Source organism: Microcoleus sp. bin48.metabat.b7b8b9.023 (assembly GCF_013299185.1).
Lineage (GTDB): Bacteria > Cyanobacteriota > Cyanobacteriia > Cyanobacteriales > Microcoleaceae > Microcoleus.
Genome location: NZ_JAAFKG010000007.1, coordinates 106,681 through 132,255, shown reverse-complemented (window position 1 = coordinate 132,255; position 25,575 = coordinate 106,681). Strand labels below are relative to the sequence as shown.

Annotated in this window: 18 protein-coding genes; 11 read left to right on the top strand and 7 right to left on the bottom strand. The window is 44.3% G+C overall.

Features of this window, described 5'->3' with window-relative positions; all coding sequences use genetic code 11:
* The first annotated feature begins 776 nt into the window (after window positions 1-776).
* On the top strand, window positions 777-2,951 hold the full coding sequence (locus QZW82_RS06665) for a glutamine synthetase III (protein WP_293146345.1): 2,175 nt from the start codon (window positions 777-779) through the stop codon (window positions 2,949-2,951).
* Between the two features lie 334 nt (window positions 2,952-3,285).
* Here QZW82_RS06665 and QZW82_RS06660 read toward each other — a convergent pair whose 3' ends face one another.
* The 3 genes from QZW82_RS06660 to hisA form a co-directional block, all read right to left on the bottom strand.
* Entirely contained in the window at window positions 3,286-6,177 is a 2,892-nt protein-coding gene (locus QZW82_RS06660; RefSeq protein ID WP_293146343.1) for an S-layer family protein, read from the bottom strand.
* A 138-nt stretch (window positions 6,178-6,315) separates the two neighbouring features.
* Window positions 6,316-7,725 (bottom strand): cation:proton antiporter, encoded by a 1,410-nt coding sequence (locus QZW82_RS06655; protein ID WP_293146341.1) that lies wholly within the window; start codon window positions 7,723-7,725, stop codon window positions 6,316-6,318.
* Window positions 7,726-7,827: 102 nt separating this feature from the next.
* Window positions 7,828-8,601, bottom strand: a complete 774-nt coding sequence (hisA, locus tag QZW82_RS06650; RefSeq protein WP_293146339.1) for a 1-(5-phosphoribosyl)-5-[(5-phosphoribosylamino)methylideneamino]imidazole-4-carboxamide isomerase — start codon at window positions 8,599-8,601, stop codon at window positions 7,828-7,830.
* Window positions 8,602-8,620: 19 nt separating this feature from the next.
* Between hisA and QZW82_RS06645 the strand changes: the two genes are divergently transcribed.
* Window positions 8,621-8,842 (top strand): hypothetical protein, encoded by a 222-nt coding sequence (locus tag QZW82_RS06645; protein ID WP_293146337.1) that lies wholly within the window; start codon window positions 8,621-8,623, stop codon window positions 8,840-8,842.
* On the opposite strand, the gene QZW82_RS06640 is transcribed toward QZW82_RS06645, so the two are convergent.
* From QZW82_RS06640 to QZW82_RS06630, 3 genes are all read right to left on the bottom strand, one after another.
* A complete protein-coding gene (locus QZW82_RS06640; RefSeq protein WP_293146335.1) occupies window positions 8,816-9,499 on the bottom strand; it encodes a TIGR02117 family protein in 684 nt (227 codons plus the stop codon). The two genes, QZW82_RS06645 and QZW82_RS06640, sit on opposite strands and share 27 nt — an antisense overlap.
* A gap of 483 nt (window positions 9,500-9,982) precedes the next feature.
* Window positions 9,983-11,173 carry a glycoside hydrolase family 10 protein gene (locus QZW82_RS06635; protein WP_293146333.1) on the bottom strand — a complete coding sequence of 397 codons (1,191 nt, stop codon included), beginning with the start codon at window positions 11,171-11,173 and terminating at the stop codon, window positions 9,983-9,985.
* A gap of 169 nt (window positions 11,174-11,342) precedes the next feature.
* On the bottom strand, window positions 11,343-12,773 hold the full coding sequence (locus QZW82_RS06630; protein WP_293146331.1) for an amidohydrolase: 1,431 nt from the start codon (window positions 12,771-12,773) through the stop codon (window positions 11,343-11,345).
* 564 nt (window positions 12,774-13,337) lie between these two features.
* On the opposite strand from QZW82_RS06630, the gene QZW82_RS06625 reads away from it, so the two are divergent.
* Window positions 13,338-14,108 carry a cysteine hydrolase family protein gene (locus tag QZW82_RS06625; RefSeq protein WP_293146329.1) on the top strand — a complete coding sequence of 257 codons (771 nt, stop codon included), beginning with the start codon at window positions 13,338-13,340 and terminating at the stop codon, window positions 14,106-14,108.
* Window positions 14,109-14,197: 89 nt separating this feature from the next.
* Here the strand turns inward: QZW82_RS06625 and QZW82_RS06620 are convergent, their stop codons facing one another.
* A complete protein-coding gene (locus tag QZW82_RS06620; protein ID WP_293146327.1) occupies window positions 14,198-14,341 on the bottom strand; it encodes a hypothetical protein in 144 nt (47 codons plus the stop codon).
* A 77-nt stretch (window positions 14,342-14,418) separates the two neighbouring features.
* On the opposite strand from QZW82_RS06620, the gene QZW82_RS06615 reads away from it, so the two are divergent.
* The 8 genes from QZW82_RS06615 to QZW82_RS06580 all read left to right on the top strand — a co-directional run bounded on the left by QZW82_RS06615 (window position 14,419) and on the right by QZW82_RS06580 (window position 25,566).
* Window positions 14,419-14,871 (top strand): cupin domain-containing protein, encoded by a 453-nt coding sequence (locus QZW82_RS06615; protein ID WP_293146325.1) that lies wholly within the window; start codon window positions 14,419-14,421, stop codon window positions 14,869-14,871.
* 192 nt (window positions 14,872-15,063) lie between these two features.
* On the top strand, window positions 15,064-15,300 hold the full coding sequence (locus tag QZW82_RS06610; protein WP_366664977.1) for a hypothetical protein: 237 nt from the start codon (window positions 15,064-15,066) through the stop codon (window positions 15,298-15,300).
* Between the two features lie 14 nt (window positions 15,301-15,314).
* Window positions 15,315-15,662 (top strand): DUF952 domain-containing protein, encoded by a 348-nt coding sequence (locus QZW82_RS06605; RefSeq protein WP_293146321.1) that lies wholly within the window; start codon window positions 15,315-15,317, stop codon window positions 15,660-15,662.
* A gap of 331 nt (window positions 15,663-15,993) precedes the next feature.
* Window positions 15,994-16,563, top strand: a complete 570-nt coding sequence (locus QZW82_RS06600) for a hypothetical protein (RefSeq protein WP_293146319.1) — start codon at window positions 15,994-15,996, stop codon at window positions 16,561-16,563.
* A gap of 429 nt (window positions 16,564-16,992) precedes the next feature.
* On the top strand, window positions 16,993-19,350 hold the full coding sequence (locus QZW82_RS06595; RefSeq protein ID WP_293146317.1) for a glycoside hydrolase family 31 protein: 2,358 nt from the start codon (window positions 16,993-16,995) through the stop codon (window positions 19,348-19,350).
* A gap of 234 nt (window positions 19,351-19,584) precedes the next feature.
* Window positions 19,585-20,757 carry a Fic family protein gene (locus QZW82_RS06590; RefSeq protein WP_293146315.1) on the top strand — a complete coding sequence of 391 codons (1,173 nt, stop codon included), beginning with the start codon at window positions 19,585-19,587 and terminating at the stop codon, window positions 20,755-20,757.
* A 54-nt stretch (window positions 20,758-20,811) separates the two neighbouring features.
* Window positions 20,812-20,955 (top strand): AAA family ATPase, encoded by a 144-nt coding sequence (locus QZW82_RS06585; RefSeq protein ID WP_293146313.1) that lies wholly within the window; start codon window positions 20,812-20,814, stop codon window positions 20,953-20,955.
* 129 nt (window positions 20,956-21,084) lie between these two features.
* The gene (locus tag QZW82_RS06580) at window positions 21,085-25,566 is read left to right on the top strand and encodes a WD40 repeat domain-containing protein (RefSeq protein ID WP_293146311.1); all 4,482 of its coding nucleotides are present in this window, start codon (window positions 21,085-21,087) and stop codon (window positions 25,564-25,566) included.
* Window positions 25,567-25,575 lie beyond the last annotated feature (9 nt).

Sequence of the window (25,575 nt, the reverse complement as noted above, 5' to 3'; positions counted from 1 at the left end):
AATGAATCAAAATGCTTGTAGGGGCGTTCACAAACAATCTCTGACTCAAACCAACAATATCCATAAACCCGCCCCCACCACACGACAAAATTCGATCGCGCGCAATTTAACAGACATGACATGAAGTAGGTGCGTCAGCTTTGAACCCTCAATTCTGGATAAAATAACGCGCTGCTGACACACCCTACAACTCAAATTCTGCCGTTATGCGCGATCGGGCGATCGTCCGTTGGCAAAAAAAACTAAAATTCTGTAGTCTACGATACATTTATTTCCTTAATGATTGTTTACAATTTCCAAGTGTAGATTGTGTACTCTCCATAATTCCCCAAAACGCTAAACGAGTGCGTTGTTTGCTGGACTGCGATTTAGCGATCGTCGAACCATTAAAAACCATAAGTAGTTTTGACCAGAATTCATAGGAATTAACTCGCACAAAATTTTTGAGCTTACCAGGGTGAAAATTAGCCAGTAAATCTGTGCAGCGCCGACATCTACGATGTTGACTCAAATTAGTACAGTCTCCAGTCATCTATTTGCTTGCTAATAATCGAAATCCAACCGCATCTATCGAACACCGGATTCTCACCAACACGGACGGCGAAGAGATTCCGCCTTGCTCCTCCAATCTTTGAGAGCCTGCCAAACAAGGCATTCTCCAAAAAGTTAGGTCAGACTAAAAATGTTGGTAAATCCAACATATTCGTCAACGGTTAGACTTGCGCTAACCTATATTTTTTCACAGCTACCTGTCCCTAATTCGCATAAAAATAACCATGAGTGGAAACGAATCGCGCATTCAAGCAATTTCTCAAATCGTCAACCGCCAAATAACTCCTGCAAAGCCTCCCAAGCGGTTAGAAGAAATGTGGGCAACAGACGTGTTTAGTCTGAGCAAAATGCAAGAAAGCCTGCCCAAAAGCATTTTCAAATCAGTAAAAAATACCATTCAAACAGGTACAACACTCGATCCTTCCGTAGCCGATGTCGTGGCAGTAGCAATGAAAGATTGGGCGATTTCCAAAGGAGCCCTCTACTACGCCCACGTATTTTACCCGCTAACCAACAGCACCGCCGAAAAACACGACGGTTTCATCTCCGTCCAAAGCGACGGCTCCGTCATCTCAGAATTTGCAGGTAAACTGCTAGTACAAGGCGAACCCGACGGTTCCTCCTTCCCCAACGGCGGAATTCGCTCCACCGCAGCAGCTCGCGGATACACAGCATGGGATGTCACCAGCCCCGCCTATGTCATGGAAACAGACAACGGCATGACATTGTGCATTCCCACTGTTTTCATCTCCTGGACAGGTGAAGCCCTAGACAAGAAAACCCCGCTTTTGCGCTCCATTGCTGCCATGAACAAAGCAGCAACCAGAGTCTTAAAACTGTTAGGAAATACCGAAGTAGCTCCCGTGAATTCCAGTTGCGGTTCCGAGCAAGAATACTTCCTAATAGATTCCAACTTCGCCAACAGCCGCCCCGATTTACTATTAGCAGGTCGCACCCTGTTCGGCAAACCTCCAGCCAAAGGTCAGCAATTTGACGACCACTATTTTGGAGCAATCCCAGAGCGCGTTCAAGTCTTCATGCAAGAAGTTGAAGAAAGAATGTACCGCCTGGGCATTCCTGCCAAAACCCGCCACAACGAAGTAGCACCCGGTCAGTTTGAAATTGCACCAGTTTTTGAAGCAGCAAACGTCGCCAGCGACCACCAACAATTGACCATGACAATTCTACGCAACACAGCGAAGAAACATGGTTTTATGTGCTTGCTGCACGAGAAGCCTTTCGCAGGAATCAACGGTTCCGGCAAACACGTCAACTGGTCAGTCGGTAACGCCACCCAAGGCAACTTATTAGACCCCGGCGATACACCCCACTCGAACGTCCAATTCCTAGTTTTCTGTGGCGCTGTAATTCGCGGCGTTCACAAATACGGCCCCTTGTTGCGCGCAGTAGTTGCAACTGCTAGCAACGACCACCGCTTGGGTGCAAATGAAGCTCCGCCAGCGATTATCTCTGTCTATTTGGGTTCGCAATTAGAAGATATCTTCGAGCAAATTCGCCAGGGCGGAGTTAAGGGTTCTCAAGGTCGCGGAATCATGAATTTAGGCGTAGAAACACTGCCTACTTTCATAAAAGATGCCGGTGACAGAAACCGGACTTCGCCCTTTGCCTTTACTGGAAACCGCTTTGAATTCCGCGCAGTAGGTTCGGGTCAATCTGTTTCCGGCCCGCTGGTCGCGATGAATACAATTCTTGCCGATTCTTTAGACTGGGTTGCTAACAAATTAGAAAGCGATTTGGCTAAGGGAACTGAACTGAATGCTGCCATCCAAACACTCTTGAAAGAAGTGATGGACGAACACGGCGCCGTAGTATTTGGCGGCAACGGCTATTCTGAAGAATGGCACAAAATGGCCGTTGAAGAACGCGGTTTAGCTAACTTGCGGACTACCGCCGATGCTTTGCCCGTATTGAAGGCAGAATACATTGAGGACTTGTTTGAAAAGACAGGCGTTCTGACTCCGGTTGAATTGGAAAGCCGTTTTGATGTGTATGCAGAGCAGTATATACTGGCTATTGAAGTCGAAGCAAAACTGGTCGGCAGCATTTCCAAAACAATGATTTATCCGGCAGCGGTGAGATATTTGTCGGATCTTTCTAACACAATTGCTGGCTTGAAAGAGATTGGCATTGAATTAGAAAAGGCAACTGCTGAAAAAGTCGCGACGCTGGTTAAGTCGATGATGGATACTGCGAGCAAGTTGAGTGATGCTTTGGGCAAGCACGATTTTGCTACAACTGAAGAGCATATGCAGTTTGCTTCGCAAACCATTCGTCCTTTGATGGATGAGGTTCGTCAGTATGTTGATGCTTTGGAAGCTGAAGTGGCTGATGATTTGTGGCCGCTGCCTACTTATCAAGAAATGCTGTTTGTTAAGTAATCGCAAACCTGGTTAATTTCGGGCGAGATTTGTCGGGACACTCCAAGAGCCTATTGGTGTCAACTTAAGGTCAAACCTAGTCAGAGACTGTTATTTGACTATTAAATCTAGATCCCCCCTAACCCCCCGGATAGTCGGGGGGGACAAGATTCTTCTCAAAGTCCCCGCAACGATGCGGGGGATTTAGGGGGATCTGAACCATGGTAAAAACGATATTTATCAAAGGTTTCAGGCTTAAGTTGACACGAAGAAAGGCTCTTGGAGTGTCCTTTTATGTCGTTTCCTGCATGGCGATGATTTAACCGCAGAGAACGCAGAGGGAGAATAAAGCATTTCAGCGCTCCGGGCAAACAGGCAAAGCAGGTTTCAATCGCTGCCGAACCTGAGCCGTTTGATTGTATGCTACAAGCGTTATTTGTCCATCAGCATTCATCACCCAGCCTTGAGCGGGAATCACTGGCTGGGGCGGAATTTCTATTTCTGCCTTTGTAGCCTGTAGATTCTGACTTCCACCTACGGCCGGTTCCACCCAACTAAACTGGGTAGAATCGCTGCTGAGCAAATCATTTGGGTTCGCAGGTATTCCTCCTTTACCAGTAATAGTAAACTCACTTACCGCCCCTTGAGTGCAAGGATTAGCTACGATTAATGCCTCTGGAGAGATAACATTTTGTGGCAATTCTACCAATCCTTGAGCCGGATTGACACCAGAAGTGCTAAACGTTACTGCCCCTTGCAAAGCCGGGCCAGCCTGTTGAGAAATAGCTGCGATGTCGCTAGTGGGAATTAAAGAAGTTGGATTCACTTGTAAGTTGGCAAATTCAGCATCAGTCAGTCCTAAACTGCTTCTAGCTTCTTCGCGATTAACGCTCGTAAAACCAAAGATATTCGGTACATTCACCGCAACTTGTCCTCCAGTAGCTGTGCGAGCATTAGCTGTAATGTCGCTATTTTCTCGCGGTAAAGCTACCAAAATATCGCTATTAATTCTGATGTTTCCACCGTCAGAACTACCTGCATCCGTTGTAATTCTGCTGCCACGCCGCAACTGGATATCTCGCGATCGCAGATTAATATTTGCCCCAGTACCGGAGACAGTTGTACCGTCAATGCTGGCTTTGTTATCCAGGGCGATCGACTTTGCAACCACATTAATATTACCAGCCCTTCCCGTTCCCAAAGCCTGAACAGTCACTGTGGCTCCATCCCGGACAATCAATCGATTAACATTCAGATTTAGCGAACCTGCATTCCCCGTAGCGTTGGGATTGACAACAGTGTACGCTTTGCCAGTCGAAGCCTCAATTCTACTTCTGAAGCCACCGTTACTCGCCATGCCTTGCACTTCTAGACGATCGGCATTAATCGTAATATCTCCCGCATCTGCTGCACTCAAAGAACCCGCAGTAATAATGCCCCCACCTCGCACAGTGAGCCTGGGTGTAGAGAGGCGGATATCTCCACCCCGACTAGAGCTTGAAGTTTCAGAGCCAATAACACTAAGTCTGTAGCCCGCAGTCCCCAAAACTCCTGATTCGCCACTCACTTCGATCGACTCTGACGCTCTCACAGTTAAATTTCCTCCGGGCCCCCCACGGGCAGAAAACACGCTTTCACCAAAAATCGCACCCGTCGATAAAGTAATTACAGATCCATCCGAAACACTCAGCCGCTTAGTGTCGATCGTAATATCCCCAGCTTTCCCATTCCCATCGAAAGAGCTAGTAGCCAGAGTAGTTTGCGCCGTAACTCCACCCAGACTCCCCGACAATTCTACAGATTCATTCGTTTTAATCGCGATATTCCCCGATGCTCCATCACTACGGCTGATGCCGACAAGACTGGCTCCATCGCGCATGATTAACCGTTGTGCGTCAACAGTTATATTTCCGCCTTGGCCGGTACTTCCGCGAGTTGTGCCGCTGTTGAGCACTGAACTGATCAATTCGACGGTGTTAGCACGGATATTCAGATTTCCGGCATTTGCAGCACTAAAGGTACTGGTGCCGCCCAGTGCCCCATCGCGCAGCAGCAGCCGAGGAGTGTCAATGTTAATATTTCCAGCGGCTCCACTACCAGCAGTACCAGCACTCAGCATAATTTGCGGGTCAAAAGGGTTGAAGGATCCAGAGGCTAGATATTGGCCGTACAACCGCTGATAGCCTTCAATTCCCAGCCCGCTCATTTCTACTGAGTCAGTAGCGCGGATGTTTAAATTGTTCCCCTTCCCATCTCCCAGTGTGGCGGTGGCAATTTGCGACCCTTTATCTACTCGCAAGTTTTGAGCATTAATATCAATACTTCTGCCATCAATATTTCCCAGCGTCAGGCTATAAATTCCCGAACTACTGACAGTGACATTTCCACCTCTAATATCAATTTTTCCACCTCCTAATCCGCTGGTATTTATAAATGCACCGTTCATTTGAATGTTGCCGAAGTTCTGAATATTGCCATAGTTTAAATTCAGACCTAAAGCTGTTGGTTCAAATTGCACTAAACCGGGACTTTTCACACTTCCTAGTAATATTTGTCCAGTATAAGCTGTTAAATTCCCTCCTTGTAGTTGAATATCTCCACCAACTAAGGCTAAAGTTTGCCCGGGGTCTACTGCTAAACCAAGTTTGTTAGAAACGGGAATTTGTACGGGCAGTGGCGGTAAGGTTGGTGTGGGGCCGATTGCTTGCGAAGTATTGACAATTGTACCGGGATTTTCTCGAAATCTCAAACCTACAGGAATATTAATTGCTAATAACGTTACTGTTTGGGGGTTGTTGCTGTTAAATTCAAAGCCGTTGTTAAAAACAATACTATCCGCACTCGAACCGATAAACGAGCCGCGCAAATCTAACCGCGCATTGGAACCGAAGATAATTCCTTTCGGGTTGAGTAAGAATAAGTTGGCTTTTCCTTGTACTCCTAATGTTCCTAAAATATTGGAAGAATTGCCACCTGTAACGCGGGTAAAAATATTAGCAATGCCGTTAGGATTGGTAAAATAAGCGCCTCTGCCTTCACCCACGTTAAATTCGCGGAAACTGTGAAATAAGTTAGGGCCGCGAGTTGCACCGCCTTCAATGCGATCGGATGGTAGGTTATTGATGGTGTCGGAAACTGTACGGGAACTTTCAGAACCAAGGGTATTATCGGGGACGATTTGAGCGAGAGTGACCGTGGGAAATAGTAATAAAAAAGCAAACAAAAGAGTGGAAGATAGGCGGGACATAATTCCGATGCTCTAGATAATATTTTAATGTAAAACAAGTTGATGCAAGATACCCGAATTTTTGAATAATTCCGGTATCTTGCTGCTGTATTTGTGTCTCCAAATCAGCCGATCGCCCTGAACTCAAATTCCCCTAAATCAAACGATTTGTTTGCTCGTGGGTTCCCCCGTACCAGGAGGTACTACTGAATCGCCAAAAGCAATCCGCAAAAACGGCGGCGCCAAGAAAGTCGTCAGAATCACCATGATAATAATCGAGACTTCCAACGGCTTATCCAACACCCCACTCGCCGAACCAATTCCGGCAAAAACCAAACCGACTTCGCCCCGAGGAATCATCCCAACTCCGATCGCCCATCGATTGATTCCGGGCACACCGAACACCACCCAACCTGTCACAATTTTGCCAATAATCGCCACCACAATCAAGAAAGCAGCGATTAAAAGGCCGGCGCGATTGTCGGCTATCGCTGGGTTCAAAACTCCCAAATCCGCCCGTGCTCCCACCGTCACAAAAAAGATGGGCACAACTACATCGGAGATGGGTTTCACCAATTCATCCAACTCATTGCGCGCATCGCTTTTATCCAACACCAAACCAGCCGCAAACGCACCCAAAATCGCTTCCAGATGAATTGCGTTGCCCAGAAATGCCATGAATAAGGCGAAAATAAAAGCTGGGATGATAATATTGCCGCGAGTTTTGAGTTGGCAAACCACCGCCGAGAAGGTTTTGTCGAAGACACCACCCAACAGAATCGAACCTAACAGAAATACAGTGGCGCTGACAATCAAATAGATGACATTAACAACATCAATTTCACCAGTTTTAGCTAAGCTAGCGACAACAGCTAGGACAATAATTCCCAGCACATCATCAATCACCGCCGCACCGACAATAATTTGACCTTCTTTAGATGTCAGTTGTCCTAAATCAGACAACACTTTTGAGGTAATTCCGATGCTGGTTGCTGTCAAAGCCGCACCTGCAAAAATCGCTGGAATTGCCGGAGTGTGAAACAGCACCATCAACCCAACGGTACCCGCTGCAAAGGGAACAGCCACGCCTACACAGGCGACAACGACGGCTTGAACTCCGACTTGTTTTAATTGATTGAGATCGGACTCTAAGCCAATTTCAAACAGCAGAATAATTACGCCTAATTCACCGAGCACAGAAATGACTTCACTCTGCGACTCAAAGACACTGGTAAGGGCGGCAGGGGATAGATGGTTGAGCGATTGCAGAACACTCATAATCCCGGAGTCTGAAGCTGACAGCCCGCTTTCGGAAAAAACGATCAGGTGTAAAGCAGACACCCCGACAATTACCCCTGCTACCAATTCACCCAAAACCGGGGGCAAATCGAAGTTTCTAGCTACTTCTGCGCCTAATTTACTGGCGATATAAATCACTACTAAACTGAGCAAAACTCCGCTGAGGACGATCGGAGAATTTTCGGGATCGACTGCTGCTAGCAAAGGTATGGGAGCAATTAGCGATGCTATTCCTGAACTAAAAGCTGTAATTGTAGGGTTCAAAAACATGGTACGATGATGATAAGAAAGACATTCAAATCAGAGAGTTTCGGAAGCAGACCAACTCAAGGGTTGTGGTTTTGTTAAGGCGGGTTATGCGGATTCAGACGATTATGCAAAGGTGGAAGAACCCAAATCTGGCGGTACATCCTGCCACCGCCCTTGTCCAACGGCTTGAATAGCTTCTTTTAGTATGATATCGCCGGTATAAATTGCTCTACCAACGATCGCACTTTTGACACCAATTGGTTCCAAAGCCAACAAACTCAACAAATCTGCGATCGAACTGACGCCGCCGGAAGCAATCACCGGAATCGAGATGGCGCTAGCAATTTCCCGCAAAGATTCCAAATTCGGCCCTTCCATGGTACCGTCGCGGTGAATGTCGGTGTAAATAATTTCAGCCGCCCCTAATTCTGTCATTTTTTGCGCCAATTCTGTCGCTAACACTTCGGAAGTTTCCAGCCAGCCTCTAGTCGCAACTTTACCGTTTCTGGCATCGATTCCGACGAGAATTTGACCTGGAAATTCGGCACACAATTCACCGACTAATTGCGGTTGTTCGACGGCGACAGTGCCGAGAATGGCGCGCTGAACGCCTAATTTGAGAATTGCCGCGACAGAAGGGCGATCGCGCATTCCGCCTCCTAATTGACAGGGAACGTCTACTGCACGGACGATCGCCTCAATGGCTGCTAAGTTTACAGGATGACCGGCTTTGGCCCCATCGAGGTCTACCAAATGCAGCATTGTGGCGCCTTCATTTACCCACTGTCTGGCGACTTCGACGGGATTTTCGTTAAAAGTTTGGGACTTGGCGTAGTCTCCCTGATACAGTCTGACGCATTTTCCGTCCAAAAGGTCGATCGCTGGAATTACATTCATAATATTTGGGAATTGGGAATTGGGCATTGGGAATTGGGCATCGGGAATTGGGAATTGGGCATCAGGAATTGGGCATCGGGCATCAGGAATTGGGAATTGGGAATTGGTGATTCCTACTAACAACTGTCAACTGTCAACTGTCAACTGTCAACTGTCAACTGTCAACTGTCAACTGTCAACTGTCAACTGTCAACTGATTAACGCTGTCAACTGTTTAAATACATTCGCAACCGCTATTTAAATGAAACATAATCGATGACGATAGAGTTGACCACAAAGGAGTATCAATCTCAGCTTCTCGCAAAGCTTCTGCCGTCCAGTCATTGCAAGTTCTCAAAATCGAGTAACTGCCTTTTGCTTCATAAAAACTGTCACTGTTGTAGTAGCCGTAGCTGATTTTTATTTTATTACCTGCTGCGTCTAATTGGAATGTATTTTTAATAAAATTTACCAGCCTCCGATAATTTTCCCCACTAATTTTAACACATTTAGTTTCTATATATTGGGGAAAAACTCGATAACCTTGAACGTGGAGGGTAGACGGAGTAGGGAGAAATAGCGCGTTGAAAGCTATAACTGGGTTGATGGTTGCTGAGGTGGGAGTTTCCAACATGAAAGCTCGATCTCCCCACCCAAAAGACAAATATTTATAATCATAATTTGCTTCCCGTCCTATTTCTGTAATTGGTAAATATTGATTCCAGTTAAAATATTGATTTTTAACTGGAACGATGATTTCGGTGTGGATGCCTTGGTTAGAAACTTGTACGCTAACTGTGCGATTTTTTTGCGAGGTGTCTCCCCACTTTCGGGGAGTCAGGTAGCCGATTGCAGCAAGGACAGCAATCAGACATAAATTAAAAATACAAATGCGGCAAATTAATTTAGTGTTAAACATTATATCTCTTTGTAAGGTTCGTAGTGAGGACTTTAGTCCTTAATAATTTGAGAAAGAAGGACTAAAGTCCTCACTACGAACGAAGAATGACTTTAGTCATTAATAATCTGAAAAAGAAGGACTAAAGTCCTCACTACGAACGAAGAATGACTGAAGTCCTTGATAATCTGAAAAAGAAGGACTAAAGTCCTCACTACGAACGAAGAATGACTGAAAAAGAAGGACTAAAGTCCTCACTACGAACGAAGAATGACTGAAGTCCTTGATAATCTGAAAAAGAAGGACTAAAGTCCTCACTACGAACGAAGAATGACTGAAAAAGAAGGACTAAAGTCCTCACTACGAACGAAGAATGACTGAAGTCCTTGATAATCTGAAAAAGAAGGACTAAAGTCCTCACTACGAACGAAGAATGACTGAAAAAGAAGGACTAAAGTCCTCACTACGAACGAATAAGGACTGAAGTCCTCGTTACGAAAGGTTTTAAATTGGCGGGCGTTGCATCTTTGCAGGAAAGAATTCTTGCAGGGCAGAATTTCGCTGTTCGCGAGTTTCCTTTGCCCAATTTGACAAGCTTTCATAGAAAAAGAAGGAAACTCCTGCAAAATTTCTGTTTCGGACTTCTTGCACTTGCTCTTGAATTTGTGACAGCGGAATAGAACTGTTTTTCAAGCCTGTTAAAATACCGATCGCAGTTGGAATGTGCTTTTTAGCGAGTTTGACTTCTTCCCGTTCTAGTTCGGCATTAAAACGCTTGATGTCGTTGCGATACACCTGTACTATAAGTTCTTCGATGTAACCGCGTCTTTCCCAGGTAAACCAGTCCTGCAAGTGGGCGGGTAAAGCAAAGTGCAAGGGATTGGGAGATACACTAATAATACATTTTTGTTTGCGGGATTTGATGGCGCGGGAAATTTGTCCCATGAAGTCGTTGATTTTGTCGGCGCGCCAGCGGATCCAGAAGGTTTCGCGGGCGTCATTGGAGGGAGGACTTTTGATTTGTTTTTCATACATTAACACTGTTTGCGGCTCGTAGCCAAACTCTACGGGCAAACCGAAATGGTCGTCAAATTGAATGCCATCTAAATCGTAATTATCGACGATTTCTAAGATTAAATCTAAGATAAATTTCTGGACTTCTGGATGAAAAGGATTCAGCCAAACTCGATCGTGCGTGCCTTCTTTCCAAATAGTTGAACCGTCGCGCCGCCTCGCCAGCCAGTCGGGGTGAAGTCTGGCTAATTCCGATTCGGCGGGGGCCATGAAACCAAACTCAAACCACGGGATTACTGCTATACCTTTTTTGTGGGATTGTGCTATAATTTCTTTGAGAATGTCTCGGTCTTGCAATCCGGGTGATGGGTCGATCGACTTTCCGAATACTCGTTTGGCTACAGCGCTGGGATAAAGCGTGTAGCCTCCTTGCCAAACCGTAGGATAAATGGTGTTAAAGTTGAGTTTGTCCAGTCGGTTTACAGCGTCAATGATGTTGCTGCGGGAGAAAATAACGTCGCTGTCAATGTTCGTCAGCCAGATGCCGCGCAATTCGGTTGTTGGGGTTTTGGGCGCAGTTTGAGCTTCCATTCGGGGGGAGAAAATTGCGGCGGAGCTAAGTGCGATCGCAAAAATAGCTATTAAAGCCAGTATCCGCCGCCATTTGTGCAGTTTAATCATCGATTTTTCGCAAACACCACAATTTAACATCATACTGTAACGTTCGCATTGCAAACCTGACAATTATTCTTCAACCCGCGGAGGCGGGTTTTGTCTGTATAGTCGCGGTTTCAACCGCCGAGTCTTTCTTCAACCCGCTTCCTCAGGTTTTGTTTGTATAAGCCTGGTTTCAACCGCCGAGTGGCAATTTCATCACTTGGCGGTAGTGCGATTCAATCTCGCCCACCATTGGTGATTGGCGCTTGCTACTCCACTCACTGCGATCGAATAATTGCCGCCTCAAACCATCAACATCGATCGTTTTCACCTTCCCTTCAGCGACAATTTGTTTGCCGTTTACCCAAACACTGTCTACCGCATTTGTCGGGCGTCCCAAAATTAGCAAGCCAATCGGATCGGTGCGCGGCAACAATGATAAACTGGTTAAATCGTACAGCACAAAATCCGCTTTTTTGCCGACAGTCAGCGAACCCATTTCATCGCCGAGATTCAAGCCTTTTGCTCCGCCCAGCGATGCCATTTCTACAGACTGACGCGGTGTAATCCAGTGGCGGTAATCCAAATCCGTAATATTGTGCAGAATCGAACCAATTTTAATTGCTTCCAGCAAATCCTGAGAGTCGTTGCTAGCGGCGCCGTCGCAGCCGAAAGATACGTTTACTCCGGCTTGGCGGTATTTTAAAATTGGTGCAATCCCGCTTCCCAGCCGCAGGTTGCTGAGGGGATTGTGTACGACTGTCGATTGAGTTTCTGCCATAATTGCAATATCGGAATCGTCCAGCCACACGCAGTGCGCTAAGGAAGTGCGCGGACTTAAATAACCGATTTGTTGCAAATGTTTGACAGCGCTACAGCCGTATTTTTCGTGAGCCAACTGTTTTTGAGCGGGCGTTTCCAAGAGGTGGGCGTGCAGGCAAAGATTGTAGCGATCGCCCAAATCGATGCAGCCTTCAAACAAAGCATCAGAACACAGTTGAATTCCCGTCGGTGCCAGCAATATATTAACACCTTTTTCGGGTCTGTGAAACTGTTTTATTGCTGCTTCCATGAGTTCCAAAGTTGCCTTTGTAGAGCGAATGTAAGCCGCGTGTTCGATGCCGCCATCGCCCGCAGGCATTCCCGCTGTCAGGGATTCATCTTGAATTAACGGCCCGATAAAAGCCCGGATACCGATTTCTTGATAAGCGCGAACTGCGGCGGCAATTGTCTCTAATTCTTGCCCCGGAATCAAAACTAAATGATCGACTACACTTGTACCGCCCGAGAGCAATGTTTCTACCGCAGTTCCCAAGGCACTCAAGTAAACTTGTTCGGGTTCGAGAGGCGTGAAATCGTACAGTTCGCCAATCCACAACTCCAGCGGTAAAGGCGGAATAATCCCGCGCTGCCACATTTCAGAAGAGTGCGTGTGCGCGTTGACAAAACCGGGCAGAAGCAGCTTATTTTTGCCGTCGATTGCTGTTCCTGTAGGAGCTAAATTGGGCGCGATCCTCTTCGAGGGCTTCGCTAACGCACTTATGCAATTATCCGCCACTTGCACGTCTGCCGTTTCATAACCACTCTCAACCGGAATCAAAGCATTTTGGATTGTAAAACTCATAGATTTAGCTTTTCTGGTGAATTCACATCTATTTCTATTTTAGGACTAAATCATCTTCTTTCATCTCGTTCTCAGCCTTTTAAATATGGTTGAATCTCGTTCTCAGGCTATGGCTGGTAACGCATATAAGCGATGAAGAGCCTCGCCTGTGGTTTACTGGCAGGGCAGTTTTATTGTCAGGATACGATATATAAAATTACCAAAAGTATCGCTAGCCAAGTTACGTAGTTGCGATCTCAGCGCTGTTTCCTAATATTATAAAGAGCGCTGAAGCGCAACTACATACCTAATTTGTCTGACGAGTATAAAACCACCCTACTCGCCTGTTGTTTACTGGAGGTAGAGCATCCTGCAAAGAATTTCCAGGCTATGGCTGGGAACGCTAAAATAGCATGAAAACTAGAAACTTTTTGCCTAAGCTTAGTTAATTTTAATCAAGCATCAAGTAACTCGAAACAGTTACGTTTGATATTTTTACTGAATCTTAGCAAAGATTTAAGATATGACAAGTTAGCAACAATCAAAAAGTTATAAGATTGAAGTTGTTTTCAAATCACAATTAATATGAATCTGGAATCCCTCCGCACCTTGGGCGTTGCGCCAAATGCTTGGAAAGTTGATGCTAAAATTGCGGACATCACCCGATCGCCGATCGCGCCTCAACCTGTTACCCTAGAAACAGAAACGAAAACCCTGCGATTGGACTTAGCAAAAGCAGCGATGCTGGTGATAGATATGCAAAACGATTTCTGTCACCCCGACGGTTGGCTATCACACATCGGCGTCGATGTAACACCTGCGCGCACTCCAATTAATCCTTTGCAAAATTTGCTGCCAAAATTGCGATCGCACGCAGTACCCATTATTTGGATAAACTGGGGAAACCGCCCCGATTTGCTCAATATTAGCGCAGCTTCGCGCCACGTTTACAATCCCACGGGCGAGGGCGTAGGTTTGGGAGATCCGCTACCCAAAAACGGCGCATCTGTTTTGATGGCGGGGAGTTGGGCGGCCGCCGTTGTTGATGAATTAGAACAGAAACCAGAGGATATTTGCATTGATAAATATCGCATGAGTGCCTTTTGGGATACTCCTTTAGATAGTATCCTCCGCAACCTGGGAAGAACTACACTTTTCTTTGGAGGAGTCAACGCAGATCAGTGTGTCATGGCTACCCTACAAGATGCTTGTTTTCTCAACTACGACTGCATTTTAGTCAAAGATTGTACAGCTACTACATCTCCAGAGTTTTGTTGGCAGGCTACTCTTTATAACGTTAAACAATGTTTTGGGTTTTTGTCTGATTCTCAGGCTATGTTAGAAGCAATTAAATAACTAGGGAATTAGTCATTGGTTATTGGTCATTGGTCATTGGTCATTGGTCATTGGTCATTAGTAATAAACTTGGGAGGTTGAGCCACTTACTAATGACCGTGAATACTCAGTAATGATAGCAGAAACATATAGAAACCGTCCGTGACGGTCAGGAAATTCTTAATTGCTAAAATCCTGGGTTCTCTTCCTTCTTCCTTCTTCCTTCTTCTCTCTTCCTTTGGAGTGACATCCATTACATCCGTTACATCCGTTACAGAATCCGTTGCCGAACTTCCTTCAGCTATAACAACTCACAACTAACAATAAAAAAATGACAAACCAGTGCATGATTCCTGTAATGAAATCGCCTCAAGACTACCAAGCATTTCGCATCAGCCCGGGCGATACTAATAGATTAGCCATAGTTTTCGATCCGGCAACCGCGAATGCCTCATTAACTGTTTGCATCGAGATTTTCGATCCGGGCGGAAAAACTCCTCCCAACCGCCATCAATTTGCGGTAGAAATGTTTTTTGTACTCAAAGGAAGAGGGCAAGCGACTTGCGACGGCAAAACAGTTAGTATTAAACCGGGTGATAGTTTGTTAGTGCCTCCAACTGGCACTCACGTCATTGAAAATACGGGCAGCGAACGTCTTTACACTTTGTGCATTATGGTGCCAAACGAGGATTTTGTGGAACTAATTCGCAGCGGTACGCCAGTCGAACTCGATGAGGAAGATATGAGGGTTCTCGGGCGATCGGATGTACTCGTGCCGTGCTAGATTTGATCGTTCGGACTTCAGTCCGCAAAATAAACGACTAAATGCGCTAGGTTCGTAGTGAGGACTTCAGTCCGCAAAAGAAAATAAAGGAAAATAAAGGAAAATAAAGGAAAGCACTTTAGTCCTGACTACAAACCTGAAAAAAAAGGACTAAAGTCCTCACTACAAACCTGATCGATACCTGTAAGAATTTTGCTGCAACCAACTTGTATGCAAATTGCCCGAGGTAATGCTTTGCGTCTCAGTTTGAGTGCCGCTTGTTTTCCAGCTTATGACGTGAATCCGGGAACTTGTGCGCCTCCGGGTGCAGCGCGGTTAATTGATGCTAAAATTATGACGCTGACAGTAAGTTGTGGCGGGAGTTGTCCTTCTCAGATTTTACTGCCCATTTTACTGCCAATTTTATTGCCCATTGGCGATCGCACTTAAAACCTATCTAAACTATGAGCGTTATCTTTCACATCACCCGCAGCCAACAGTGGGAACAAGCAAAACAAGTGCAATTCTATCGCGGAGATACGCTAGATACAGAAGGATTTATCCACTGTTCGACTCTACCGCAAGTTCTGAAATCTGCCAATAAATTTTTTGTAGGACAAACAGGATTGCTGCTGCTGTCGATTGACTCGGAAAAAGTAGAATCTGAACTTAAGTATGAATTTGCCGCCGGTGAGGATTACCCGCACATTTACGGGCCGCTAAATGTGGATGCTGTGTTGCAAGTTTTTGAGTTGGCGGCGGGTGCAGATGGCAAGTTCCAATTGCCGGCAGAGTTAACAGCAAAAGATTAGGTACGTTGTTGGGCTTCAGCCCTCTTATATTGATTATATAGTAAACGAAGTCGCATCAAAAACTCCATTTACAGTCATACCTCATCTTTCTGATAAATGGTATATAGAAGTCCTCAATCATTTGCATACTTTTTGTACGGGATCTTAAAGATCCAGGTTGACCCGATAGATAGGGGGTAGGCACGGGGGCACTACCCCTACAAATCTTAATCAATCATTTAGGATTGCTATAGCATCTAAAGTATTGCCGATAAATCTTCTAATTTGGAAATTATTGAGCTATTAAAACAGCATGGTGCTAAAATTTGAGCGAGGATATTTTTTCAACATAATGCTTTTCAAATTATTGCCGATCGCCCTGCTATTATTCAGCTATGTCATCCCAATCGATGCAATAGCACAATCGGCGAAACCCAGCAGACAGATCGGGCCGGCGATCGATTGCGATAGCGACGGACAACAAGACGACATCCGCATGGACGATGATGGTGATGGTATACCCGATCGCTGTTTGCTGAATCAAATCAAGCCTGCATTGAATCGGGAAAATTACGATCGAGAGTTGAAACAACTTCAGGCTCAATCCTGCCAAAAAGCCACAAAAATTGTCAAAAATATGAGCTACATCATGTGTTCTACCAATGGTGGTAAAACCGTTGTCAGTGCATCGGAAGCCATCGTGGAAGTGGGAGATGGAGTGGGATTTTGGCTAAAAAGCGATCGGGTTAGGGCGATCGTCTTTTTTGGTACGGGTGAAGTTGTTTTCTTCAACCGTGGAGTTTTGGAAGCACAGATGTCAGATAAAGAAGTGACAACTGTTTTTACTGCTGATGAACGGCAGCAGTTTGAGAGGCTAGAAAAGGCAGGAGTGCAGAGGATTTTGCAAGTATTTGGGAGGTAGTAGTTAAACAGTTGACAGTTGACAGTTGACAGTTGACAGCGAAGTGATAAAAACGGAGATTTAAACTCCGTTCTTATCACAATCTGCCTTCATGCTGGGGCTTCAAACCCTGGCTCTTCGGTGAGGGATGAAATTCAAAAGTTAATCTATGTTTGATGAGGGTGATGATTAAAAGGCTTGCAGCCTCAAAGATGTCAAATGGGTTCTATAACAATCCTAAATGATTTCCTTGCATTATACCCTAGCAAGATGCTTACACTGCAAGGATTCTGGTCTCAATCGATTTTGCGACTGATTTAGGATTGCTATGTAAAGTAATTGGATCGATATGTTAAAATATTCCTTTTATATATTTGTAGTTCAGCCTTTTGTCAGATGACAACCCTTAACTGCTCAAACCAAAATCGATAATATTTCGAGTCAGAGTATATGCCGCAATACTTCGGAAAACTCCAAACTACCGAACAGCCTTGGTCAATTATCGGCTCCGTACAATCGATCGACAAAACCGACGATCGCGCAATTCACTTCAACTGTACCAATTCCGCTCTCAAAATCAGCATCCTCGCCCCAAATTTAATCCGAGTGCGAATGTCCCCGACAGGTGAATTCAAAGATCGATCGCACTCCGTGACTCTCCCAGACGAACAGTGGGAAATTGTACCTTTTGAAGTCCGAGAAACAGACGAAAAAATCGAAATAGAAACAGCACAAATCACAGTTTCTGTCAAGCGCGATCGCACTTCCATCGAATGCTTTGACAAATCGGGAAAACCCTTTGCTAGCGACTGCGATCGCCCGATGGGATGGCGCGCGGGCGCAACCGCCGCCTGGAAACGCATTGAAACAGACGAGCATTTCTACGGTTTCGGCCAACGCACCGGCTTCCTCGACAAACTCTCCGAAGTCAAGACAAACTGGACGATTGACGCCCTTGACTACAATTCGCAGACAGATGAAATGTACCAGGCGATCGCATTTTACATCGCCCTGAATCCCGATCGCGCTTACGGCATCTTTTTCAACACCACATTTTGGAGTCAATTCGACATCGGCGCGGAAACACCGGGGGTTTTGCGGATGGAAACCAGAGACGCGGAACTCGACTACTACATCATTTACGGCCCCGAACCCGCCCAAATTCTCGCCACCTACACCCAGTTAACCGGCCGGATGCCGCTCGCGCCAAAATGGGCGCTGGGATACCACCAGTGCCGCTGGAGCTACGAATCCGAGGACGTGGTGAGGGAGTTGGCTAAGGAATTTCGCGATCGCGCGATTCCCTGCGATGTTATCCACCTCGACATCGACTATATGCGCGGCTACCGGGTGTTTACTTGGAGCCCCAAGCGTTTCCCCGATCCCGCGAAACTGATTGCAGATTTGAAAGCAGCCGGTTTCAAAGTTGTCACGATTATCGATCCCGGCGTCAAGTACGAACCGGAAGCAGATTACGAAATATTCGATCGCGGTGTGGAAAACGACTATTTCGTCCGCACCGCCGACGGAAAGCTTTTCCACGGCTATGTTTGGCCGGACAAAGCCGTGTTTCCAGATTTCATGCGCCCCGACGTGCGCCAGTGGTGGGGGGAATTGCACAAAAGCCTCACAGATATCGGCGTTGCGGGGATTTGGAACGACATGAACGAACCTGCGATCGCGGAACGTCCTTTTGGTGACGGCGGCGAACACATCTGGTTTCCGCTGGATGCGCCGCAGGGCCCGGATGGCGATCGCACCACCCACGCGGAAACGCACAATTTGTACGGGTTGATGATGGCGAAAGCTTGTGCTGAGGGGTTGCAGAAGTTGCGTGCGAACGATCGATCTTTTGTGCTGACGCGATCGGGATTTGCGGGAGTACAGCGTTACTCGTCGGTGTGGATGGGCGACAATCAATCGCTGTGGGATCATTTGGAAATGTCGCTACCGATGCTTTGCAACATGGGACTTTCCGGCGTGGCGTTTGTCGGTTGCGACATCGGCGGCTTTGCGGGGAATGCAACCGCTGAATTGTTCGCGCGATGGATGCAGGTGGGGATGCTGTATCCGTTGATGCGCGGTCATTCGGCGATGACGACAGCGCAGCACGAACCGTGGGTTTTCGGCGATCGCACCGAGCAGATTTGCCGCGAATACATCAATTTGCGCTATCAGTTATTGCCATATATTTACACCTTGTTTTGGGAAGCTGCAACGACGGGAACGCCGATTTTACGACCGTTACTTTATCACTTTGCGGGCGATCGCACAACTTATCACCTTTACGATCAAGTATTGCTCGGCCCGTCGCTGATGGCTGCACCGGTTTACCGCCCGGGAGTCGAGCACCGTGCCGTGTATTTGCCCCAGGGTACTTGGTACGATTGGTGGACGGGCGAATGCTATCACGGCCCGACGCACATTTTAGCCCATGCGCCTTTGGAGAGAATGCCGCTTTATGTTCGGGGTGGGGGGATAATTGCGTTAGCGAAGCCCTCGAAGAGGATCGCGCCTGTGAGGCAATTTGTGAGCGAACGGGCGATCGATTCTTTGAAAATGCGAATTTGGCCCGGAACTGGTGAATGGACGCTTTATGAGGATGACGGACACAGTTTTGAACATGAAAAAGGTGTGTGGGCAACGACTAATTACAATGTGTATTTGGAAGGGGAAAAAGTGATAGTGGAAATAGCGGCATGGGAGGGAGAGTTTGCCATTTCGGAACGCGAAGTTACTGTCGAAGTTGTGGGTATTGGCGAACAGCAATTTACAGATGATGGTACGGTGCGGCGTTTGATATTTTAAGCAAGATTCTCAACCATGTCCGTAGGGACACAGCACTGCTGTGTCCTCCTGTCTCAACCATATCCGTAGGGACACAGCACTGCTGTATCCTCGTATTGCGATCGAGTTGGCCTGTCCTGGCAATCTTATTATACTAAAAAGACTTTTGCTATAATAAGATTCCGCGACCGCCGTCTTATTTCACTGGAATAACATAAGATAACAAGACCTCAACCTTTGTCCCTCCGTCACCCAATGATGCGATCTGGTCGATACGTCCAACAAATTGAAGGATACAGCGCCTTCATTCCAGCGCCCCTCCCTCCCGAACCGCCCATTAAAATGGACGCAGAGCTTCATCGTTTGCTCTCCAATGCCGATCGGGCTTTGGGAAGACTAGACGGTGCTACCTCTATTTTGCCCAACCCTGACCTATTCGTAGCGATGTACGTCCGTCAGGAAGCCGTTCTTAGTTCGCAAATTGAAGGAACGCAAAGCACCCTAGAGGACGTACTTCAATATGAAATTGATGTCAAGGGTCAAGAACGCTTTAAAGATGTGCAAGAGGTTGTTAACTACGTTAACGCCATGAACTACGGTTTAAAGCGGCTTCAAGAATTTCCACTTTGTCTGCGCTTGCTGCGAGAAATTCATACAGAATTACTCAAAGACGTGCGAGGAAGCGATCGCACACCGGGAGAATTTCGGAAAAGTCAAAATTGGATTGGCCCTCAAGGTTGTAACCTGGGTACTGCGGCCTATGTACCTCCAACAGTTGCAGAAATGCACCAATCTCTCGACAACCTAGAGAGATTTTTGCACGATACCAATTCTTTACCTGTACTGATTCATTGCGGATTAGCTCACGCTCAATTTGAAACAATACACCCATTTTTAGATGGAAATGGACGGATTGGACGATTGCTAATTACTTTTCTACTTTGTCAGCAAGGAATCCTACAAAAGCCTTTACTATACCTCAGTCATTATCTAAAACTTCACCGAATAGAATATTACGATCGCCTGATGGCAATTCGCACTCATGGTGATTGGGAAGGATGGTTAAAGTTTTTTCTTCAAGGTATTTTTGAAGTCAGCCAGTCAGCAACAACTACAGCCCGTTCTATTCTGGAAATGCGCGAAAAACACCGCGAAATTATCGGTCAGCAAATTTCCAGTAGCAGTTATGGTTTGCGCTTGCTAGATATACTTTTCCAGCGTCCGATTGTGAATATTCGTTTAGTAGAAAACGAATTGCAATGTAGTTACGCAACAGCTAGAAAAATAGTCGATAAATTTGTAGAAATTGCTTTAGTTGATGAAGTCACAGGTTGGCAACGCAACAGACTTTATCGTTACAAACCCTATCTGGATCTTTTTGAAAGCAGCTACTCAGTAATCAATCCTGACAATTCTGATTCTCACTAAAACGCTAGTAAAAATTAACTCTATGATTAAGTATTTCTTGATTAGGTTAAAATAATGATTATCTCCCATATAGCTCTGAAAAATTGGCGCAATTTTCAGTCAGTGAATGTTGATTTGCGCGATCGCGTTTTTCTGGTAGGCCCGAATGCCTGCGGCAAGTCAAACTTTCTCGATTCATTCCGCATCTACAATGATTAACTCATAATCTGTTATAATCTACATAAAATTTTATTACCACCACATTTACGGGAGAACCCTATCACCTAGCTAATTTGTTGCTTGTGGCTGGCAAAAAATCCGAAAGTTAATAATTTGGAGAAAAATAGAATGTCTACAAGAATTGAAGAAGTTAAGAAGCAGTTATCTAGTCCAAGTGAGCAAGAAAGACTTGCTGCTTTATCAGAAACTCTCAATTATGGTCAACAAGGCTTAGAACTATTGATTGAACAGTCTATCAAAGATAAATCCGATCGAGTTAAACAATTTGCATACAGAGTTTTTCGTGCTGATAATTATTGTCTGAGGGCAAATGCACCAGAAAGCTTAACACCTTGCCCAACAGATGTTATTACTTCTCTGGCAATAAGCCCAGATAATACTATTTTAGTAGGAGGGAGTTGGAAAAAGATTTGGGTATGGAATTTGCAAACGGGGGGAATAATTCGTAGTATTGAAGGACATTCGCACTGGGTTTTGTCAGTTGCTATTAGTCCTGATGGCAATACATTAGTTACCGGAAGTGCAGATAAAAATATTAAGGTATGGAATTTAAAAACAGGGCAGCTTATTCATACATTAATCGATCTGAGTTGGTATTCTAGTTGGGTTACTGCTGTTGCTATCACTCCTGATGGAAAAACCATTGTGAGCGGTAGCACCACCAAAACTATCAAAATATGGGACTTAAATACGGGGAATTTAAAGGAAACTCTACAAGATTCAAAGGAACTATCTTCCGTTTTGAGCTTATGTATTAGCCATGATGGAAAAGTTATCGCTTGTGGAAGCACTAATAATAAAATCACCTTATGGAATTTAGATAGCGGTAAACTCATACGCAGTATTGAAGGACATTCAGCTTGGATTCAATCTTTAATTATTACTTCAGACAACACAACCTTAATTAGTGGAAGTCGTGATGGTGTTGTCAAATTTTGGCAATCAAAATCTGGAGAAGAATCTTCAAATCAATCAGGTTCAGTTTTGGGTAAAGGTTTAGTAGATGTAGCAGCTACTGTAGCGGGATTTTCATTAGGAGGGCCTATAGCTGTAGGGGCTTGGGTTTTAGGTAGAATTATTGTTGCCGCAGCAGATAATGGAGATGCTTCTGTACTACCTCTTCTAAATTTAGAATGCACCAATACTTACTCTCACAATCAATCAATTAATTCTCTAGCTTATCATGTCAATCAAAATATACTTGTAGTAGGATTTTCCCAAAAAATTAAAATATTTAATTTACGAGATAATTATAATAAAATCATCTATAATTTACCAGAAGAGTCTGGTTTTATTAGCTCTGTAGCAATTAGCTCTAATGGAAAAACTCTTGCTGTTGCAGGTAAAGATTGGGTAACATTGTTGGAGGCAGAAACCGGAAAACCACTTCATGCTATTAAGGGATGTTCTTATCCTAAACTAAGCAAAATTGTTATTTATGAAACTTTCCAAGCACTCTTTTGTGGTCAAGAGCAGCATTTTATTGTTAAAGTTTTAGATCAGAATAATAGAGAGATGAACTTTAACGATCAAGATATTACATGGGAAACTACGGGTGGTAAAATCGAACAGGGTTTATTTGCCGCAGGTCAAAGAGAAGGAAGATTTGAAGTTAAAGCAAAGATAGGCATTTTTGAGACTTCTGTCACAATTACTATTATTCAGACTCCGAGAATCACTGATATTTCTTTTGCTCCCTCTAGTATTACTTTAGAGTTTGGTAAAACGCAACAATTCACAGCACAAGTTTTAGATCAACGCAGAAATCCCATGCAGGAAACTGTATTATGGGAAGTAAGCGGAGGGGGGAAAATGGAGCAAAATGGCAATTTTATAGCTGGAAGCAAGCAAGGTAAATTTGAAATCATAGCTTCAGTTAGTTCAATTCGTCGAGTTATTCCAATTACGATTATTGAACCTCCGAGACTAGCAGAACTAATTATTATATCTTCAACACCTCAATTAGAGTTTGGTCAGATTTTTCAGTTTCAAGTTAAAGGAGTAGATCAGTATGGTGACAGCATACAAACTGGGAGAATTACTTGGTCAGCAAGTAGCGGAGGTGGAACAATTAACCAAAATGGCAATTTTATAGCTGGAAGCAAGCAAGGAAACTTTGAAGTTATCGCTTCAGTTAGTTCAATTCGTCGAGTTATCCCAATTACGATTATTGAACCTCCGAAGCTAACAGAACTAATTATTACGTCCTCAATACCTCAACTAGAGTTTGGTCAGAATTTTCAGTTTCAAGTTAAGGGAGTAGATCAGTATGGTAACAATATAAAAGCTAGAAAAGTTACTTGGTCAGCAATTAGTGGAAACATTGATAATCGGGGTGTATTTTATGCGGGCGACCGAGAAGACACTGTTATTATTAAAGCCAGTGTAGGGACAATTAACACTTGCACAGAAGTTAAAGTTTACGAACCTTCTCGGTTAACATATATAGAGATTTTACCTTCATCTGTTACTTTAGAACCAGGACAAAGCCAAAGATTTAACCTGGTTGCTTTAAATCAACGAGGTGAAGAAATATCTGTCAGCAATATAGAATGGAATGCAACAGAGGGCTCAATCGATCAAAATGGTAATTTTTGCAGTGGAGAACAGCAAAAAGGTGATTCTCAAGTAACCGTCAATGTAGGACATTTAAGCGCTAACGCTGAAGTTACTGTTATTCCTGTTCTGAGAGGGATAAAAATATCTCCTGAACAGGTAGAAATTAAACCAGAAGAAGCATTTACTTTTACTGTAACTGGATTCGATCAAGTCGGCGATTCTTACGAAATAACGAATGTTAGATGGAACAGTACAACTGGCGGCTTAATTACCAATAAAGGAGCTTTTAAAGGCGATTATCAAAAGCGCGAAGTTACTGTCACCGCAAAATCGGGAAAATTTAGCGATACAGCTAAAGTTATTCTCCTGCCTGTTTTAAGACGTTTAGAAGTTCAACCGGGTTTTGTTTATCTTAAATCAAGCGAACAACAAACCTTTGTTGTTAAAGGATTAGATCAATTCGGCTGTCCAATCGCGCCTGGTGAGGTTGATTGGGAAACAACCGGAGGTGAAATCGATCGAGATGGTACATTAAATTTTACCCAGAATGAGCAAGGTTATTTTCAAGTAACTGCAACATCTCAATTAGCTCCCAAGTATACGCAAAATATAAGAAAGCTGTTTTTATATACTGGAATTTCTAGCAGAATAATATCTTACTTAATTTCCTATGAAATGCTGCTCCAAGAAATATTTGCTTTAGATTCAGGTTCAACAGATACCGAGGAAAATTTAGATGATTCAATAGTTGATGAGACACAAAAGTTAGATAGAAGTACAGAGGAATTCGAGGCAATTCAAGAGACGGATACGATAGTAGAAGCTGACGAACAACTAGATATAGAGGTAGATCAAACAACAGATATTGATACAGTAGATCCAAATGTATTAGATTTTTATGCAGCTTTAGACGGATGGTTTTTGAAAAAGCTGCAAAAGTTAGTAGGTAGGGTTTTCTTCTCTATAAGTCGTTTCTGTTTTAATGAAGCGAGTGCAAACTTAAGCGCTTCTGCTGATGTCTTTGTTTTGGCTGTTGAAAACAATCCCTATCAATATTTTGAGTGTCTTAATGTCCTTGATGGTCATTTTGATAGTGATTTAGATCGTAATTCGGTATTGACTCATACTTCTTTGGCTATTACACCAGATGGACAGAGACTTGTTAGTGGTGATTGGTTTGACGATACCATAAAAATCTGGAATTTAAACACCGGAGAGTTACTTAGTACGCTAGAAGCCTGTGTTCACTGTGTTGCGATTACTCCAGATGGGCAAACGCTTGTTAGTGGGTGTGCGGATAGCACCATTAAAATTTGGGATTTAAATAGTAACGAGTTACTACACTCTCTGCATTGTTCAGAGCCAGTTTATTTAGTGGCCATTACACCAGATGGGCAAAAGTTAATTAGTATTGAAGACTCCAAAATTGTTCAAATATGGGATTTAAGCAACCCAGAAATATTAAAAAATTTGGTAACTTATTCATCAGGCTATAGCTATTTTTATTGGCGGTATAGTAAGTGTATTGTTATTTCTCCAGACCAACAGAGAATAATTATGGGAAGGAAAATTATAAAATCCTATGATTTAATAACCGGAAAATTGCGAACTATTATAGGAAGAAATTTAGGACAGATTTATGATTTGGCTATTACACCAGATGGTAAAACACTTATCAGTAGCTATGATAAGAACACGATAAAAATTTGGGATTTAACGGCGAAGAAATATCCAGAGGTTCGGCTGACTTTAAAGAGTTATGCTGAAACAGTCGAAGCTCTTACACTTACACCAGATGGTCAAAGAATTGTATCGGCTGGTTATAGAGTCATAAAATATTACTCTTCCTATGAGTGTTTTATTGAAATATGGGACTTAAATACTGGAGAAAAACTTCACTCTATCAAAGAGTATTTCACAAGCTATCATTGCAATTGTTATCTTGCAATTACCCCAGATGGAAAACAAATTATTAGTAGTCATGGTGATGGAACTATTCGGATATGGGGAATACCAGAGTTGAGTATGTAAGAATAGAGC